Origin of the sequence: Arthrobacter psychrochitiniphilus (genome assembly GCF_003185915.1) — a bacterium.
GTDB classification, from domain to species: Bacteria; Actinomycetota; Actinomycetes; order Actinomycetales; family Micrococcaceae; genus Specibacter; species Specibacter psychrochitiniphilus.
Genome location: NZ_QHLZ01000002.1, coordinates 111,659 through 126,425 on the forward strand (window position 1 = coordinate 111,659; position 14,767 = coordinate 126,425).

At 63.0% G+C, this 14,767-nt stretch carries 12 protein-coding genes and 1 tRNA gene; 10 read left to right on the forward strand and 3 right to left on the reverse strand.

Annotation, left to right across the window (positions count from 1 at the left end; translation table 11 throughout):
• Window positions 1–10: 10 nt before the first annotated feature.
• Window positions 11–1,183: a DNA glycosylase AlkZ-like family protein gene (locus CVS29_RS03870; RefSeq protein WP_110105328.1), complete on the reverse strand. Its 1,173-nt coding sequence runs from the start codon at window positions 1,181–1,183 to the stop codon at window positions 11–13.
• A gap of 68 nt (window positions 1,184–1,251) precedes the next feature.
• Between CVS29_RS03870 and CVS29_RS03875 the strand changes: the two genes are divergently transcribed.
• The 8 genes from CVS29_RS03875 (at window position 1,252) to CVS29_RS03910 (ending at window position 7,470) form a co-directional block, all read left to right on the forward strand.
• Window positions 1,252–1,341: transfer RNA gene (locus CVS29_RS03875), tRNA-Ser, on the forward strand.
• A 378-nt stretch (window positions 1,342–1,719) separates the two neighbouring features.
• Complete coding sequence (locus tag CVS29_RS03885; protein ID WP_110105037.1) at window positions 1,720–2,160, forward strand: hypothetical protein; 441 nt, start codon at window positions 1,720–1,722, stop codon at window positions 2,158–2,160.
• A 171-nt stretch (window positions 2,161–2,331) separates the two neighbouring features.
• The gene (locus CVS29_RS18345) at window positions 2,332–2,472 is read left to right on the forward strand and encodes a hypothetical protein (RefSeq protein WP_170120888.1); all 141 of its coding nucleotides are present in this window, start codon (window positions 2,332–2,334) and stop codon (window positions 2,470–2,472) included.
• 194 nt (window positions 2,473–2,666) lie between these two features.
• A complete protein-coding gene (locus CVS29_RS03890; RefSeq protein WP_110105329.1) occupies window positions 2,667–3,416 on the forward strand; it encodes a response regulator transcription factor in 750 nt (249 codons plus the stop codon).
• Window positions 3,410–5,068 (forward strand): sensor histidine kinase, encoded by a 1,659-nt coding sequence (locus tag CVS29_RS03895; RefSeq protein WP_110105038.1) that lies wholly within the window; start codon window positions 3,410–3,412, stop codon window positions 5,066–5,068. The genes CVS29_RS03890 and CVS29_RS03895 overlap by 7 nt, the downstream gene beginning before the upstream one ends.
• Before the next feature lie 49 nt (window positions 5,069–5,117).
• On the forward strand, window positions 5,118–5,765 hold the full coding sequence (locus CVS29_RS03900; RefSeq protein ID WP_110105039.1) for a hypothetical protein: 648 nt from the start codon (window positions 5,118–5,120) through the stop codon (window positions 5,763–5,765).
• A 75-nt stretch (window positions 5,766–5,840) separates the two neighbouring features.
• Entirely contained in the window at window positions 5,841–6,554 is a 714-nt protein-coding gene (locus CVS29_RS03905; protein WP_110105040.1) for a YcnI family copper-binding membrane protein, read from the forward strand.
• Between the two features lie 226 nt (window positions 6,555–6,780).
• Entirely contained in the window at window positions 6,781–7,470 is a 690-nt protein-coding gene (locus CVS29_RS03910) for a DUF4232 domain-containing protein (RefSeq protein WP_110105041.1), read from the forward strand.
• A gap of 7 nt (window positions 7,471–7,477) precedes the next feature.
• On the opposite strand, the gene CVS29_RS03915 is transcribed toward CVS29_RS03910, so the two are convergent.
• A complete protein-coding gene (locus tag CVS29_RS03915; RefSeq protein ID WP_110105042.1) occupies window positions 7,478–8,047 on the reverse strand; it encodes a hypothetical protein in 570 nt (189 codons plus the stop codon).
• Window positions 8,048–8,292: 245 nt separating this feature from the next.
• Between CVS29_RS03915 and CVS29_RS03920 the strand changes: the two genes are divergently transcribed.
• Both CVS29_RS03920 and CVS29_RS03925 read left to right on the forward strand, forming a co-directional pair.
• Entirely contained in the window at window positions 8,293–13,221 is a 4,929-nt protein-coding gene (locus CVS29_RS03920) for a DNA glycosylase AlkZ-like family protein (RefSeq protein ID WP_110105043.1), read from the forward strand.
• Window positions 13,214–14,023, forward strand: coding sequence for a DNA-formamidopyrimidine glycosylase family protein (locus CVS29_RS03925; RefSeq protein WP_110105044.1), 810 nt, complete (start codon window positions 13,214–13,216; stop codon window positions 14,021–14,023). The genes CVS29_RS03920 and CVS29_RS03925 overlap by 8 nt, the downstream gene beginning before the upstream one ends.
• A gap of 56 nt (window positions 14,024–14,079) precedes the next feature.
• On the opposite strand, the gene CVS29_RS03930 is transcribed toward CVS29_RS03925, so the two are convergent.
• Window positions 14,080–14,730, reverse strand: coding sequence for a maleylpyruvate isomerase family mycothiol-dependent enzyme (locus CVS29_RS03930; protein WP_110105045.1), 651 nt, complete (start codon window positions 14,728–14,730; stop codon window positions 14,080–14,082).
• Window positions 14,731–14,767 lie beyond the last annotated feature (37 nt).

Below are 14,767 nucleotides of genomic sequence, written 5' to 3' on the forward strand. Positions count from 1 at the left end.
CACGGCCGCCTTACCGTTGCCCGGCCGCCGCGTTGAGTGCGTCGATGCGTTTTTGCCGGCTCGCGGGCGAGTCCAGGCTGAAGGAGCGGAAATCTCCCAGGTCTTCGCGGATGAATTCCTCCACCTCGGCTATGCGTTGGCTCACGGGGGCGCTCGGTGGTTCGAAGAGCCAGTGGGCAATTCTCTGCCCGCCTGGATCGTACTGCCACAGCCCTATGATCCGCCCGCGGTCCACGATGGGGTGATCCGGCAGATCGGCCTGCAGGGCAACTTTTGTGTTCAGGAGCGCACGGTCCCCGTCATCACCGGCAAAGTGCTCCACTGCGTTCCGGCGCAGCAGGAAGAGGGAATCAGAGCCAGCCAGCAACTGGATTTGCTCCTCTGGCGGGAGGGTGAAATCTTCGGCTGCCTGAACATCCCGTGGCAGCATCCACAGCCCTTCAGGTTCTACTGCGTCCACAGCTTCCAGCGCCGCCTTTGTTTGCGCCACGGTGAAGGCTGTGAACCACTGGGTTTGCTTCAGCGTTGCCCCGCCGGTCCACCCCAAGTACTTCTCCATGAGCATGGCGCGCGCATCCTCTCCCGATTCATGGACAGGGCTCAGATCCCATGCAGTGTAGGCGTAGCGCTGCTGATCGAGCCTGCCGTTGACGGGTACGCGGCGAATGCGGCCATCAGCTTGCAGCAGCCCGAGCACTGTGGGCAGCGTGGTCGCTACACCCTTCTTCTTACCGGCATCGCCGAGGCTGCGCACCGCCTCACCCAACTGTTCCTTGAGCTGTTTCGGATCAAGCGGGCCGTTGGCGTCTCTGAGTATTTCCAGGGTCTGCGCCTCCAGCGCGGCCACTTCTCCACGTTCGACGCCGAGCTTGTCCAACACTTTCACCGTTGCCTCAGCGGCGCCCCGGCCAAGCGACAACGCCCACGGAAAATCGTCCTCGCCCAGCACATAGGTGCAGCCGCGCGCCGTCGGAAGTTCATGGATGCGCAGGGCCGCAACGTCGGCATCAGCTTGTTCCCGGCGAATGCCAGCACGGGCGTACAAGGTCAGGTAAGGGTTGGCGCCGCCCACGGAGCGGGCCCAGCCCGCCAGGCTCAACACCGTGGCGGCGTCGCTGCCGGCCAGTGACCCGTCAAGGCCTTGTTTGTGCCAGCTCCAAGCACGTCGCGTTGCGCTGTCCATGGCACCATTGTGCACCCTGGGCCCATGATTTTTGTTGTAGCGCTTTGACCCGGTAAGGTTGAGCCGTTGGTGACGTGTCCGAGCGGCCGAAGGTGCAACACTCGAAATGTTGTTTAGGTGAGAGCCTAACGTGGGTTCAAATCCCACCGTCACCGCCAATGAAAACCCCCGGGAAACCGGGGGTTTTCGTCATTTTTAGGGATTATCAGGTGCGTTTTCGGTGCAGATTGCGCTTGCCTGCCATCGAATCTCACGCAAGGTCCCCGCAAGCTGTGACTGCGCTCCTCTTCTCGCCAGGTTCGACGCTGAAGCCGGAATGATTACCGCCCCGTTCGCGCCTATCTTGCTGCGCAGGGAGTCTGTCTCCAGTGCGGAGGCGGAGAGCCTCACCCCCAGCGCCAGCAAAGTGGCTCTCGCGGAGATAAGCCGGTCAAAGTCCGACAACGCACGGCTCGTGGTCGCAAACGTTCGTGTCATAACCGCGACCATCTCGCGCTCAGACCAGTTGGATTAGGACTCGATCATCGCGATGTACGATGCACGATGCACTGCTGCGGGACACTACTCCTGAATGCACAGGCCATTGGCGCAATGAACAGGTTGGGGTTGGCGGCGGCAGCATCTCCCGCCACGCTGCGACATTTGTGCCGCATCACCACACTCGGATCCCCAGCCTTATGGCGGACGTTCTCGCCTTCGCCCAGCGTGCTGACGCCTATTTCCGCGCGCTGACCGAGTACCGGGCTGGGAACACAAATGCCATCATCACAGCCGTGGCTGAGACGTTCTTTGCTGCAGCACAGAACGGCCGCCAGCTGGTCGATGACATCCAGGCGGCAGTTGCCCGTTGGGACCATCAGGTCATCGCCCTAAGCGACTCCTCGGTGCACCGGATCAAGCAGTACCTGCTCCGCCAACCGCATCTAGCAGGCGCCGGAGATCCTCGGCGCACTCGATGCTGTCGGCGCACTGGCTAGGCGCCGCACAGGGAACTGGGCGGCGTTTGGGCCTTTCAGGCGGCCGTTGGTAGATTGGAAGGGTCACCGCTATTGCCGGTGGAATATTTTTAGTTGCCTGCAAAGCACCTGCGGCAACACAGCCGCCGATCCCGGTCTACGCCCCTTGGGCCTTCAAACAAAGGAATGTCATTGAGCACCCAAACGCAAAACAAGTCCTCAGCAAGCGCGCAGGAACAGGACAACGGCAGCCGGTCCGGAGCTGTGATCGGAGCCGTCACCGTCTTCATCGGCATCGCCGGCTTCTTCGGGCTGATCTGGTTCGGTCTCTAACCCTAAAAGATTTCCACAAGAGCCCCCGGCACCGGCTGGGGGCTCTTGTGCGTTCTGTGTGCAACTAACGTTCCACTAAAAGCCCCGGATAGACCGGAAGTTCCCGCCACCACGAATAAATGCCACCCCGCTGACACATAGAACTCCCAGTAAACATCCAGCTACTGTCTGGTTCGATGCCCGAGAATGAAGGCATGGCCAACCCTTCATCAGAGACGCCCACACCACCGGCCGCCCTGCCCACGCTCACCCGCGCCGACGGCGAACCCATCCGCGCACTCGTGGTGGATGACGAACCAGAATTAGCGGATCTGATGCGCCGTGGCCTGGAAATCTCTGGCTGGGACGTGGCCACGGCCAATGACGGCTTTGCGGCGCTGAAGATCGCCCGCGACTTTGCCCCGGACGTGCTGGTTTTGGACATCATGATGCCGGGCATGGATGGGGTGGAATTATTGCAGCGAATGCGCACCATCTACCCCGAGGTCCCCGCCTTGTTTTTGACCGCCAAAGATGCCGTGGCAGATAAAGTGGCCGGTTTGCAGTCCGGCGGTGATGACTATGTCAGCAAACCTTTCAGCATGAAGGAAGTACTGCTGCGGCTGCACCGAATTGTTGCCCGTTCTGGCATCACGGCTGCGAACTTTGGGGTCCTAACCGTGGGAGATCTTTCCTTGAATAAGGACACTAAGGCAGTCCGCCGCGCAGGGAGCGAGATCAACCTGACCGCAACGGAGTTCGAGCTACTGAAAATTCTGATGGAAACCCCCCGCCATGTGGTGAGCAAGGCCCGTATTTTAGACCGCGTCTGGAACTACGATTTCGGCGGCCAAAGCAACATTGTGGAGCTCTACATCTCCTACCTGCGCAAAAAGATTGACGCCCAGAACCCGCCCATGATTCACACAGTCAGGGGCTCAGGCTACGTGATCAAGCCATGTTGATCACCGGCACCAAGCCGTGGCAGGCCTTGCGCCCCTCCACCTGGCATCTAAGCACCCGGCTCGTTGCCGTCATGCTGGCTCTCCTGACGGTCATTTGTGCGCTGGTGGGCATGGTGAGCTATTCAACCCTGAGCATGACGGTGCGGAACCAGCTCGATTCTTCCCTGCAACAAGCGTCAGTGCGCACAGTTGCCTTTTATACAAGCCAAAACGGCGCCAACCCTCCCGATCCCCTCAACGCACGGGCAACCAGCGCTGGCCAGTTGAGCGCGGTCCTGAGCAGCGGCGTAGTGCATTATGCGGGTATCCTCTCCGGCACGGGCAGCCGACAACAATTAACCACCGCAGATGCTGACATTTTGGCCCAGCTCTCCCCCAACGGCGAGCAGCGCACCAAGAAGCTCTCCATCGGCGGATACCTTTTGCAAGCTGAAGCTGTTCCCAATGGCGACGTCCTCATTACCGGGTTGCCACTCGCCGCCACCGAACAAACCCTCTCCGCCCTGGTGCTCTCCATTGTGCTGGTCTCTTTGGCAGGGCTGCTGGCGCTGGGGTGGGCCGGGACAACCATCATCCGGCGCAACATGCGCCCCCTGGCGCAGCTTTCGGACACCGCAACCCAAGTCTCTACGCTCAGGCTCGACGCCGGAGAGGTCGCCCTAAGTGCCCGGGTCCCGGCCGCGGCGGCTAGTCCTGGGACAGAAGTAGGCAATGTGGGGTACGCCTTCAATGCCATGTTGGACAACGTGTCCCACGCCTTACAGGCACGTCAACACAGTGAGACTAAGTTGCGCCGTTTTGTGGCCGACGCCAGCCATGAATTACGCACGCCCCTGACAGCGATCCGCGGCTACGCCGAATTGCTGTCCATGACCGAGCAACTGAGCCCCGACGGGCAAATCTCCTTGGACCGCGTGCAGGTTCAGTCAGTGCGAATGAGCCGGCTTGTGGAAGATTTACTGACACTTGCCCGGCTGGACGAGGCCCGCTCAGCGGGCGGGCCAAGGAACCCCGGACAACAAATACCTGCAGTGTCCGTAGATTTAGGGCCATTGACTCTGGAGACCGTACGCGATATTCAGGTGGCCACTCCTGGGCACCACTGGAGCTTTTCTGTTCCGGACCAACCTGTGAACGTGGCCTGCGAGGCCACCACGATGCGCCAGATACTTCTGAACCTTCTCTCCAATGCTGCCAAGCACACACCCGCAGGAACAGAGGTGCATATCGCCTTGTCCCAAGCTACCGACGGCTCAGCCCTTTTGGAAGTTTCTGACAATGGTCCCGGTATTGACCCCGAGTTCCAAAAAATCATTTTTGACAGGTTTTCCCGCGCCGATCAGGCCCGCACCGCAACATCTGGCAGTACCGGTTTGGGGCTGAGTATTGTGAGGGCAATGGCGCTCGCCCATGACGGCACCGTATCCATGGCCAGCACCCCTGGGCGCACCACGTTCACCGTCCGCCTGCCCGGCTCCTCCCCTATTCTTCCAGTACCCACTGTTCCCCCTGTTCCGCCCTTTCCGCCGGTTCCCCCTTCCACGCCCCCCGAAGCAACAGCCTCGCGGGCGGAAAATTCCCGCCCTGAACTGTCCCGCCCCGGCGTGGCAACGTCAGATGGCGTACACGTTTGCGGCCCGACTTTACCCTGATCACTTCCCCTCGCTAAACTTCAGTGGTCAACCGATGGAAAGGAGCAAGGTGCCTCACGCTCCCTTCAGACTGCTCCGTACCACGGCGGTAGCTACCACCATCCTCGGTTTGGCAGCAGGGGCGCACCTTTTGGGCGGCGGCACACTCCCCGCTCCAGCGATCATGGTCGCCATCATGGCACTACATATTTTGTGCTCCACGATCGCCACCAGATTCCAAATCTCGCCCGCCACCATGGTGGCCTTGCTGGCGAGCAGCCAACTGGTCCTGCATCAGAGCTTTGAAATGCTCTCCCATGGCGTCCGTGCAGGTGTTGCCCCCGGAGCGCCGGCCATGAGCCACCACGGCATGTCCGCTGAGGAACACGCCTCCGCCATGATGGCCTCCTCCGTCCCGCTGGCAAGCTCTGGGATTGAGAACCTTAGCCACACAGTGCAAATGTCACCGTGGATGTGGGCGGCCCACATCGCTGCCACGCTCGCCGCGGCCGTCCTGCTCGCCTATGGTGAGGACGCTCTCTGGGCACTCGCGGGCTGGCTGCGCCCACTGTACCGCAGCGCCGCTGTTGTGCTTGAAATTCCGGCAAAATCAAGCCGGCCAGCCATCATGCCACGCCCGTTGCCCCGCCTGCCGTGGCGCAATCTGCGTGCCAACACCCGCCGTGGTCCACCTGCCGGAGTAGCAATTTTCGCCTAGCACCCTTCGAACTCGTCGCGGGGTGCCATTACCCCGTAATTTTTTGCGCACCCGCCCATTCGAAAGGCTTTCATCATGCGTTTTTCACGCACTCTCAAAACCACCCTCGCCGTTGGCGCCACCAGCACCTTGATGCTGTTGGGCCTGGGCAGCGCGTCTGCCCACGTGAGCGCCACTCCCACAGAAACCGCGGCCGGATCCTATTCACTGGTCACTTTTTCGGTGGGCCATGGCTGCGATGGCTCGCCAACCACCGCGCTGACCATCACCTTGCCCGATGAGTTGAACTCCGCCACCCCCACTGTCAACCCGAACTGGACCATCAGCACCACCAGCGAGAAGTTGGACACTCCGCGCACCTTGGCCAATGGCAGCAAGATCAGTGAACGCATGGCTTCCATCACCTACACAGCTAAAACCCCGCTGGTTGACCATGAGCGGGACACCTTCACCTTGTCCGTGCAGTTGCCTGATGCGGTGGGAACCACCCTGCACTTCCCCACACTGCAAAAGTGCGAGGTGGGACAAACCGATTGGAAGGAAATTCCGGCCGCCGGTGCGGACCATGACTCCGTGGACGCCCCTGCCCCCGAGCTGACCGTCACCGCGGCTGTGGCGGAGGGCGACGGGCACGGCGCCCCTGCCGCTGACGCCGCCCCCGGGGCTGCCGCGTCCGTTCAGAAGAGCGACGCCGGTACCGCCTGGCCCGCTTGGCTCGGCTTGGGTGCGGGGCTGGCCGGACTTGTTCTGGGCGGCTTGGCATTTTTGCGCACCAGCAAAAAGGCGTAACGAAATAACTCCGCCTGGCACCCCGCTGGCCACCCCACCCAGATGACTGGCGGGCTGCAGCAAACTATCACCATCTGCCAAGGTAAGTGGGCGCAGCCGTGAGAAGCATTTTTTGCTTTGTCACGGCTGCGCTGACACTCCGGATGGAGAAAGTGTGCCAGCCCCGATCAAACCGCACACGGCGGGGCCAGTTGACTCATTAACCTTCGCGCGGAAAAGTAGGGGCATGACTTCCCCACAACGCACCCCCGTCCAGCAGTACTCGTGGGGAAAGCTGCTCACGGCAGCTTCCATGATCCTTCTAGGCAGTTCACTGGCTGCGTGTGGAGCGCAGAGTTCCGGGGACTCCACAGCCTCACCGCGCCCCAGCAGCGCTGCCACCACAGCCACCACGGCCAGCCCCAGCGCAGGTACACCATCCCCCTCAGCTGGGCAGGCGCCGTCGTCCGCGGTATCGCCTACAAGCGCTGCCCCCATCACGCCCACAGACCAAGGTGTACCGCTGTGTCCCGCGTCCTCTTTGAGTGGCGCCCTGGATGACAGCGGCGGAGGCGCAGCTGGGCACATTTACATGACCCTGGTCCTCACAAACTCGTCAGCGGCACCATGTATTTTGGACGGTTACCCGGGAGTTTCCATGGTGGCAGCTGGCAGTACCACCCCGATCGGGGCACCAGCAGAACGTGACCCGCAGGCGCCATCGAAGGGGCCCATCACACTGGCTCCGGGAGACAGCGCCGGCGCCACCCTGCGCTACACCCAGGCTGGCAATTATCAGAACTGCCAGCGAGTGCAGGCAGAGTCAATTCTGGTGTATCCGCCCAGCGCCACGGACAGCCTTGCCATCTCCCGCACTTTGACGGCGTGCAGCAATGAAGACATCAAATTGCTGAGCATCGGCGCGTTCACGCAATAGCACGCAGCTACGGACGCAGGGCCTCGTTGGGGTCGAATTCTTCGAAGGACCCGATGAAGTCGGGCTCGCTGTCGGCCGATTCCCGGCGTCTTCCATGGCGCAAGATGTGCAGCCTGTTGGCCCCGACTGCCAAAATGGCGGTGCTCACCAGGTGCAGCGCGCCACCGATAATCTCTGCATGGATCACCGCTGTCAGCAAGCCCGCCAAAGCCACCCCTGCGCCCACTGTCATGAGCAGCCTGAACCGTTCAAAGTAGCCGTACACGGCAAGTGCGGCACCTAGCACCAGCCAGGGACCTGTGCCATTCAAAAATGGCAGCAACATACTTACGGCAACGGCTAGTGCAGTGCCACCTGCCAAGTACAAATAGTGGTTGCGCGGAGCAATCCACCAGGACGGGTGCTTCCACAGCCACAGAGCGCTCACTGCGCCAACAACGAGCATTCCCACGGCGAAGAATCCGGCGTCGGCCCCGTTGCCTTTATCGGTGACCATGCTGATGGCTCCGGAGAGCAAAAAAAGCAGTGCCATACCCAGCAAGGGGAACCAATTGTTGCCAATATGGCGTACCTTCATTGTCCCTGACCTCCTAGGTTCTCTCAAGTGGAGCATCAGCTGGCACGTTTGTAATGACGGACCGGCATCGGCACCCATTGCCGCTCCTACCGATAGATTACCGCGCGGCACCGACACTGCCGCACCACAATTGCGCTCCCCGCCAAAATTTTGCCTAGGAATATCCTTTCCCTCATCCTTTGGCGCAATATGTCGGTGCCATGCGGCATGATGGAGCCGTGGATGTTAGAAGCCAAAAGCCGGTCATGAATCAATTCGCAGAACCAACCCGCGAATGGTTTTTGGGCGCGTTCAGCTCACCCACTCCGGCACAGGCCGGGGCCTGGGATGCGATATCCGGAGGAGCGCACACTCTCGTGGTGGCGCCCACTGGTTCCGGAAAGACGCTGGCCGCCTTTTTGTGGGCCCTGGACTCTCTGAGCACTGGCAAGCTGGGTGCGGTCACCGGTGCTGCAGGTGGCCGGGACGCGGACAATACACAGGGCCCCCGCGCCACCAGCGTCCTGTATATTTCACCCCTGAAGGCCTTGGGCGTGGACGTGGAAAGAAACTTGCGCGCACCGCTAATCGGCATTACGCAAACTGCCGCGCGGCTGGGTCTGGAAGCGCCCCACATCAGCGTTGGCGTGCGCTCCGGCGACACTCCCACCAGCGAGCGCCGCCGCCTGCTCAGCCATCCGCCGGACATCCTGATCACCACCCCGGAATCGCTCTATCTCATGCTGACCTCGAAGGCGCGAGAAACTCTCCGTGATGTCCACACCGTCATCATCGATGAGGTCCATGCCGTGGCTGGCAGCAAGCGCGGAGCCCACTTGGCAGTGTCCATGGAGCGCCTGGATGCTCTGTTGCAAAAACCCGCCCAGCGCATTGGTCTCTCCGCCACTGTGGAGCCGCATTCCACTGTGGCCCGCTTCTTGGGAGGTCAGGCCCCCGTGACCATCGTTGCCCCGGCCAGCACCAAGACCTGGAACTTGGCCGTCACGGTCCCGGTTGCCGATATGACCGAGTTGCCGGCGCTTGCCGCGGGCCACGATCTCGGGCCCGCCTCCGGTCTGGCACCCAACGCCTCCATTTGGCCGCATGTGGAAGAGAAAATTGTGGACGCCGTCCTGGCAAAGAAATCCACCATCGTCTTTGCCAATTCCCGCCGCCTGGCCGAGCGCCTGACGGGCCGGCTCAATGAGATTTATGTGGAGCGCTGCGAGCTTGCCGCGCTGGGTGGCGCCGCGCCCGGTGGTGACGCGCCGGGTGGCGCCGCGTCGGCCGCGGACCCCTCCCCCGCGGACCCTTGGCGGACTGCGGAGTCCCCGGCCAGGCTGCCCGCCGAGATGATGGCACAGGCCGGGTCCGTGGCAGGGGCACCGAATGTGCTCGCCAAAGCCCACCACGGTTCGGTCTCCAAAGAGCAACGAGCTCTGATCGAGGACGATCTGAAATCGGGACGGCTGCGGGCAGTGGTGGCCACCTCCAGCCTGGAGTTGGGGATTGATATGGGGGCCGTGGATTTGGTCATCCAGGTTGAATCCCCGCCGTCGGTAGCCAGCGGGCTGCAGCGGGTAGGACGCGCCGGGCATCAGGTGGGCGAGATTTCGCAGGGACTGCTGTTCCCCAAGCACCGAGCGGACTTGCTGCATTCGGCCGTCACCGTAGAGCGGATGCTTGCGGGGGAAATTGAACCGTTGTCCATCCCCGCCAACCCTCTGGATATCCTGGCGCAGCAAACGGTCGCGGCCACGGCGTTGGAGTCCGTGGATGTTGAGATCTGGTTTGAGACGGTGCGGCGCAGCGCGCCCTTTGCCGCCTTGCCCCGTTCAGCCTTCGACGCCACACTTGACCTGCTGGCCGGGCGGTACCCCTCCGATGAATTTGCAGAGCTGCGCCCGCGCATCATTTGGGACAGAACCGCCGGCACCATCACTGGCCGCCCCGGCGCCCAGCGGCTGGCCGTCACTTCCGGCGGCACCATCCCGGACAGGGGCCTGTTCGGCGTGTTCATTATCGGTTCGGAGGAGCCGGGGGCCGCTGGCTCCGCCAACAAGGGTGGGCGGAGAGTGGGCGAGCTCGACGAAGAGATGGTTTACGAATCCCGGGTGGGTGATGTGTTCGCGCTCGGTGCCACGAGCTGGAAGATCGAAGACATCACCTTTGACCGGGTACTGGTCACCCCCGCCTTTGGCCAGCCCGGCAAGCTGCCCTTCTGGAAGGGCGATTCGCTGGGCCGGCCTGTGGAACTGGGCCGGGCACTAGGCGCCTTCATCCGCGAGGTCAGTGCCGCCCCACGCAAAAAGGCGCTGGCACGTTGCGAAGCGACGGGCCTGGATGAGTGGGCGGCCAACAACCTGCTCAGCTATCTGGAGGAACAAAAGGCGGCAACCTCCGCGGTGCCCGATGACAAAACGCTCATGGTGGAGCGCTTCCATGATGAGCTGGGCGATTGGCGCGTGGTCCTGCACAGCCCCTTCGGCATGCCCGTCCATGCCCCCTGGGCTCTGGCAGTGGCGGCCCGGCTGCACGAACGCTACGGCTTGGACGGCTCGGCCATGGCCTCCGATGACGGCATTGTGCTGCGCGTTCCCCTTATGGATGATGAGCCGCCCGGTGCGGAGCTGTTCCTTTTTGACCCCGAGGAATTAGACGCCATTGTGACGGCCGAGGTGGGTGGTTCCGCCCTTTTTGCCAGCCGTTTCCGTGAATGTGCGGCCCGCGCACTGCTGTTGCCCCGGCAGAATCCCGGTAAGCGTTCGCCCCTGTGGCAGCAGCGGCAGCGTTCAGCCCAGCTGCTGGATGTGGCCCGGAAGTACCCGCAGTTCCCGATCGTGCTGGAGACAGTGCGCGAATGCCTGCAGGACGTTTATGACCTGCCCGCGCTGAAGGGCATTGCCGCGGCCATTGAACGGCGTGAACTGCGGATCGTGGAAACCACCACAAGCCAGCCCTCGCCCTTTGCCCGGTCCCTACTGTTCGGCTATGTGGCCAGTTTCCTGTACGAGGGCGATTCCCCGCTGGCCGAACGCCGCGCCGCCGCCCTCTCCCTGGACCCTGCCCTGCTCGATGAATTGCTGGGCCGAGCCGAACTGCGTGAGCTCCTGGACCCCACCGTCATTACCCGCACTGAATCCGCCTTGCAGCGGCTCGCGGGCGCCGGCCCCGATCAAGACCGCCGCGTCCGTGGCCTTGAGGGGGTTGCGGATTTGTTGCGTCTGCTGGGCCCGCTCACTGTGGCCGAGATTGCTGCCCGGCTTCTTCCGGAAACGCCAGCTGTGTTGGAGCCCAGCCAGGACCTGCACGACGCCGGGAACCCACCCTCCGCCGCCGCCCCACCCAGTGCGCCTGCCCCGGCCGGTACTTCTGAGCTGGCAACCGCTGCGGCCCATGCCGCCATGGCGAGCAGTTACGCGGAGGCGCTTGTCGTAGCAACCCGGGCGCTGCGCATCAACATGGCTGGGCAGGAGCGCTTCGCTGCCGTTGAAGATGCTGCGCGGCTCCGTGATGCCCTCGGCATCCCGCTGCCCATGGGCGTTCCGCTGGCGTTCATTGAACCTGTGGCGGATCCTCTGGGGGATCTGCTGGGCCGTTATGCCCGCACCCACGGCCCGTTCACCACGGCGGAAGCTGCAACGAGGCTGGGATTAGGTGTTGCGATCGTCCGTTCCGGGCTGGCCCGGCTGGCAGCGGATAGGAGGGTTACGGAAGGTGAGTTCCGCCCTGCCGAACTGACCCGTCCAGAGTCCAGCACTGCGTATCCGGAGGGTGGCACTGAGTGGTGCGACGTTGCTGTATTGCGGCAGTTGCGCAGCCGCTCGCTCGCCGCATTGCGGGCCGAGGTGGAGCCGGTCAATGCTGCAGCATTTGCTCGATTCCTGCCTACATGGCAGCATGTCACAGCAGCTTCCGGCACCCCCGCCCTGCGTGGTTTAGACGGGGTTCTGACGGTAGTGGACCAGTTGGCGGGGGTACCGATTCCGGCGTCGGCATGGGAACCCCTTGTGCTGGCCGCCCGGGTAGCCGACTACTCCCCCGCGATGCTCGATCAGCTCAGCGCAACCGGGGAAGTTCTGGTCTCCGGCGCCGGTTCCATCGGTTCCAATGACGGCTGGCTGAGCCTTCACGTGGCCGAGTCCGCTGAACTGACGCTGGCCCCACCTGCCGATTTGGAGCCCACGGACTTCCAGTCTGCGCTCTTGACGGCGTTGTCCAACGGTGGCGCCTACTTCTTCCACCAGCTGCGGGAAATGAGCGCCAACGGGCCGGATCTGGTGGCCTCCGATTCCGAGCTGACCGCCGCACTGTGGGACTTGTTCTGGTCCGGACGCATCAGCAATGACACCTTCGCCCCGGTCCGTGCCCTGCTCGCGGGCGGGCACACAGCGCATAAGCAGAAGCCACCGCCATCCCGGCTAAGACCAGGCCGGGCCGGACGGTATGCTCGGCCCGGCCTGGCCGGGGGCACCCCGCGCGGGGCGCCGCCCTTATCTGCAGGGCGTTGGAGCCTTTTACCCGGCGTTGGCACTGGCACTGAAGTGGGGGCGAGTGTCCAGATGGACAGTGCCCAGACCACCTTGCGCAGCCACGCACTCGCCGAGCTGTTCCTGGACAGGTACGGCGTGGTGACGCGCGGCTCCGTCATGAACCAGGGAATCCCGGGCGGATTCGGGCTCATGTACAAGGTGTTGGCACGGCTGGAGGAAGGCGGCAAGTGCCGGCGCGGCTACTTCATCGAGCACTTGGGCGCAGCACAATTCGCCGTCTCTGCCACGGTGGATAGGCTGCGCAGCTTCAGCGAGGACGCAACCACAAATCCGCGTCCACCGCAGGCTCTTGCCCTGGCAGCCACCGATCCGGCAAACCCCTATGGTGCCGCACTTCCGTGGCCGCCGCTGGATTCCGGGCACCGGCCGGGGCGCAAGGCTGGCGCTCTGGTGGTCATGGTCGACGGCGTTTTGGTTCTGTATGTGGAGCGCGGCGGGCGGACGCTGTTGTGCTTTAGTGACAGGGAGCCAGGCCTTGCCCTCGCCGCGGCCGCACTGGTTCAGGTGGTCAGGCGAGGAGCCATCGACAAAATGGCCATTGAAAAGGTCAACGGGCTCGATGTTCTGGGCACCCCCCTGGCCGCGGCACTATTGGCCTCCGGCGCGTACGGCTCGCCCAAGGGGGTACGGATCCGTGCCTGAGGGAGATACCGTCTGGCGGCAGGCGCGGGACCTACGGAAAGTACTGGAGGGACAAGTACTTACGTCAAGTGACTTCAGGGTGCCCGCGTACGCAACCTTGGACCTCGCAGGATCAACGCTCACCTCTGTGCAATCGCGTGGCAAACACCTGCTCATGTATGTGGCCGGACTAGTGATCCATTCCCATCTATCCATGGAAGGTCACTGGGATATTTACCCTGTTAGCGCCACTGGCCGGGCTGCGCGGTGGCGGCGGCCAGCCTTCACGGCCCGGGCTGTCCTCACCACGGGCCAGGCCACGGCGGTGGGGTTCTCGTTGGGCACGTTGGAAGTGCTGCCGGAAGCATTGGTCAGCGAGGCTGTTGGACACCTCGGTCCAGACCTTCTAGGAGCTGACTGGGATGCCGGATTGGCCTTGCACAACCTGTTGGACCGGCCGGAGAGGGCCGTGGGGCTGGCGTTGCTGGATCAGCGAAATCTTGCGGGGATTGGCAATGTCTACCGCAATGATCTATGTTTTCTAGGTGGCGTTCATCCGGCGCGGCCTGTGAGCGAAGTGCCGAATTTGCCGCGCATGGTGGACCTTGCCAAGCGGCTGCTTGAAGCTAATAAGGACCGCTCGGGCCGTTCCACCACGGGCGGGCCGGCACACGGTGAGGCAGCGGCGTGGGTCTACGGTTTGGCGGGAAAGCCGTGCAAAAGGTGCGGCGCCACCATCCGGTACGCCACCTTGGCAGATCCGGACTTCCCGGTGCGTGCTGCCCGGGACATTTACTGGTGCCCGCGCTGCCAGCCAGATTGAAAATGAATTGACGTCCGTTTGGGCTTTTCAAGCCTGCCAGGGCGCTGAGCTGATTCTTAGCTGCGTTTTTGTTCCAGGCGTTCGCGAAGAACGCCCACGCCCGGGCCGTTCAGCTCGCTCAGGTACGCGGTGCGCCCGGCCATGACCATCACCAGAGCCAGTGTGGGGCCTGTGACAAGAGCTCCTGCCCCTGCAGTGAAGGGCCCATCCTCCGCCCGCAGTTGCAGCCCGGCGGCGTTACTGCGGCTAGGCACGGCGAAATTGCGGCTCGCGTAAAATTCCGCAACCGGGGTCAACGCTGCTAATGACGGAGTCCGCGCCAGTCCCAGCGGACGGCGAATATCCTGGGCATGCACCACAACCTCACCGAGGTAGGCGGCCGTGTCCGAGCTCGGCGCAACGGTGCTGTTGATAACGGCCCGAAAGTTCTCCAGGGTTTCCGACGGAGTGACACCTAGGTGCTTCGCCAACCGCCGCTGATTGTGCACAGCGGGCCGAAACCGGGCGCCAAGCATGCTGGAAATCCACGCCCACTGGCCAGTGCTGGCCGCAGCGCTCAGATGCGCCAGCACATGCTGAACATCCCACGTTTCACACAGGCTTGGCTGGTGCCATTGCTCCGGCGAGAGGAGCGCTAAATCCTCTGCCAGCGCTGCCCTCTCTGCGTGCACCAAAGCCCACAAAGTGGTGTCCTGCGATTTCGCCATGTCACGCCCATTTCCTTGGTGATGCAGTGCGGCTACT

Coding starts and splice junctions, on each gene's coding strand:
- CVS29_RS03870 (WP_110105328.1), bottom strand. CDS start 1,183: ATGGACAGCGCAACGCGACGTGCTTGGAGCTGGCACAAACAAGGCCTT.
- CVS29_RS03885 (WP_110105037.1), top strand. CDS start 1,720: ATGCACGATGCACTGCTGCGGGACACTACTCCTGAATGCACAGGCCAT.
- CVS29_RS03890 (WP_110105329.1), top strand. CDS start 2,667: ATGGCCAACCCTTCATCAGAGACGCCCACACCACCGGCCGCCCTGCCC.
- CVS29_RS03895 (WP_110105038.1), top strand. CDS start 3,410: ATGTTGATCACCGGCACCAAGCCGTGGCAGGCCTTGCGCCCCTCCACC.
- CVS29_RS03905 (WP_110105040.1), top strand. CDS start 5,841: ATGCGTTTTTCACGCACTCTCAAAACCACCCTCGCCGTTGGCGCCACC.
- CVS29_RS03910 (WP_110105041.1), top strand. CDS start 6,781: ATGACTTCCCCACAACGCACCCCCGTCCAGCAGTACTCGTGGGGAAAG.
- CVS29_RS03915 (WP_110105042.1), bottom strand. CDS start 8,047: ATGAAGGTACGCCATATTGGCAACAATTGGTTCCCCTTGCTGGGTATG.
- CVS29_RS03920 (WP_110105043.1), top strand. CDS start 8,293: ATGAATCAATTCGCAGAACCAACCCGCGAATGGTTTTTGGGCGCGTTC.
- CVS29_RS03930 (WP_110105045.1), bottom strand. CDS start 14,730: ATGGCGAAATCGCAGGACACCACTTTGTGGGCTTTGGTGCACGCAGAG.